Annotated in this window: 1 rRNA gene; it reads left to right on the top strand. The window is 48.5% G+C overall.

The features are described 5' to 3' along the window. Nucleotides 1-4 precede the first annotated feature (4 nt). Nucleotides 5-2,891 (top strand): 23S ribosomal RNA (locus ABS764_RS16170). Nucleotides 2,892-2,894 lie beyond the last annotated feature (3 nt).

Here is a 2,894-nt window from a genome sequence, read left to right as displayed (position 1 = left end):
AGTACAATAAGCAAAATAAGGGCGTATGGGGGATGCCTAGGCTCTCAGAGGCGATGAAAGGCGTGATAAGCTGCGAAAAGTTACGGGGATCTGCACACAAGATTTGATCCGTAAATACCTGAATGGGGCAACCCACTATGTTGAAGACATAGTACACCGATAGGTGGGCAAACCCGCTGAACTGAAACATCTAAGTAGGCGGAGGAGAAGAAAACAAAAGTGATTCCGTAAGTAGTGGCGAGCGAACGCGGATTAGCCCAAACCAATGTTGTTACGGCAATGTTGGGGTTGTAGGACCACAACATTTTATGTACAAGGAACCGGAAGTTACTGGAAAGTGACACCACAGAGGGTGATAGTCCCGTATGGGTAACGAGTATAATAAATAGTGGTATCCTGAGTAGGGCGGGGCACGTGAAACCCTGTCTGAATTTGGCGGGACCATCCGCTAAGGCTAAATACTCCTGAGAGACCGATAGTGAACCAGTACCGTGAGGGAAAGGTGAAAAGAACCGTGAATAACGGAGTGAAATAGATCCTGAAACCATACGCTTACAAGCGGTCGGAGCCCTTTCGTGGGGTGACGGCGTGCCTTTTGCATAATGAGCCTACGAGTTAACGTTGCTGGCAAGGATAAGTACTTCAGGTATGGATCCGTAGCGAAAGCGAGTCTGAATAGGGCGCTTTAGTCAGTAGTGTTAGACGCGAAACCGTGTGATCTACCCATGGACAGGTTGAAGCTGTGGTAACACACAGTGGAGGACCGAACCCGTTGACGTTGAAAAGTCTTGGGATGATCTGTGGGTAGGGGTGAAAGGCCAATCAAACTCGGAAATAGCTCGTACTCCCCGAAATGCATTTAGGTGCAGCGCTGGTTATAAGTTATATAGAGGTAGAGCTACTGATTGGATGCGGGGGCTTCACCGCCTACCAATTCCTGACAAACTCCGAATGCTATATAATGTTTACCAGCAGTGAGGGCTTGGGTGCTAAGGTCCAAGTCCGAGAGGGAAAGAACCCAGACCATCAGCTAAGGTCCCCAAATATATACTAAGTTGAAAGAACGCGGTTTGTCTGCCCAGACAGCTAGGATGTTGGCTTGGAAGCAGCCATTCATTTAAAGAGTGCGTAACAGCTCACTAGTCGAGCGGACGAGCATGGATAATAATCGGGCATAAGTATATTACCGAAGCTATGGATTTTGTAGTAATACAAAGTGGTAGGGGAGCATTCTAACAGGGTTGAAGGTGTGTTGTAAAGCATGCTGGACTGGTTAGAAAAGAAAATGTAGGCATAAGTAACGATAATGCGGGCGAGAAACCCGCACACCGAAAGACTAAGGTTTCCACAGCTATGCTAATCAGCTGTGGGTTAGTCGGGACCTAAGGCGAACCCGAAAGGGACAGTCGATGGCCAACGGGTTAATATTCCCGTACTACTTTTAACTGTGATGGGGTGACGGAGTGATGAAAGTACCGCGAACTGACGGAATAGTTCGTTAAAGTACGTACCTATAGGCTGCGCAGGCAAATCCACGCGGCTTGGGGAAATACGATAGTACTCGGCGTCTTCGGACAAAGAGATAGTGTACCTAAGGGCTTCCAAGAAAAACCTCTAAACTTCAGGTTAATAGTACCCGTACCGCAAACCGACACAGGTAGTCGAGATGAGAATTCTAAGGTGCTCGAGAGATTCATGGCTAAGGAATTAGGCAAAATAGACCCGTAACTTCGGGAGAAGGGTCGCCTCGTTAGCGATAACGAGGCCGCAGTGAAGAGGTCCAGGCGACTGTTTATCAAAAACACAGGGCTCTGCCAAATCGTAAGATGAAGTATAGGGCCTGACACCTGCCCGGTGCTGGAAGGTTAAGAGGAGATGTTATCTTCGGAGAAGCATTGAATTGAAGCCCCAGTAAACGGCGGCCGTAACTATAACGGTCCTAAGGTAGCGAAATTCCTTGTCGGGTAAGTTCCGACCTGCACGAATGGTGTAACGATCTGGACACTGTCTCAGCCATGAGCTCGGTGAAATTGTAGTAACGGTGAAGATGCCGTTTACCCGCAGTGGGACGAAAAGACCCTGTGCACCTTTACTATAGCTTAGTATTGACCTTGGATAAATGATGTGTAGGATAGGTTGGAGACTATGAAGTGGCGTCGCCAGGCGTTGTGGAGTCATTGTTGAAATACAACCCTTTGTTTATCTGAGGCCTAACTCTCTTTTAGAGAGGACATTGCTTGGTGGGTAGTTTGACTGGGGTGGTCGCCTCCAAAAGAGTAACGGAGGCTTCTAAAGGTTCCCTCAGTACGCTTGGTAACCGTGCGAAGAGTGCAATGGCATAAGGGAGCTTGACTGAGAGACATACAGGTCGATCAGGTACGAAAGTAGAGCATAGTGATCCGGTGGTTCCGCATGGAAGGGCCATCGCTCAAAGGATAAAAGGTACGCCGGGGATAACAGGCTGATCTCCCCCAAGAGCTCATATCGACGGGGGGGTTTGGCACCTCGATGTCGGCTCGTCACATCCTGGGGCTGGAGAAGGTCCCAAGGGTTGGGCTGTTCGCCCATTAAAGTGGCACGCGAGCTGGGTTCAGAACGTCGTGAGACAGTTCGGTCTCTATCTACTGTGGGCGTTAGAAATTTGAGTGGATCTGATTCTAGTACGAGAGGACCGAATTGGACAAACCTCTAGTGTATCTGTTGTCACGCCAGTGGCACCGCAGAGTAGCTACGTTTGGAAGGGATAAGCGCTGAAAGCATATAAGCGCGAAACCCACCACAAGATGAGATTTCTTTTAAAGGTCGTGGGAGATGACCACGTTGATAGGCTATAGATGTAAAGGCAGTAATGTCATAGTCGAGTAGTACTAATAACCTGTAAGCTTATGTACAAA

Origin of the sequence: Flavobacterium plantiphilum (assembly GCF_046000495.1) — a bacterium.
GTDB lineage: Bacteria > Bacteroidota > Bacteroidia > Flavobacteriales > Flavobacteriaceae > Flavobacterium > Flavobacterium plantiphilum.
This window is presented reverse-complemented; position numbering and strand designations above follow the sequence as displayed.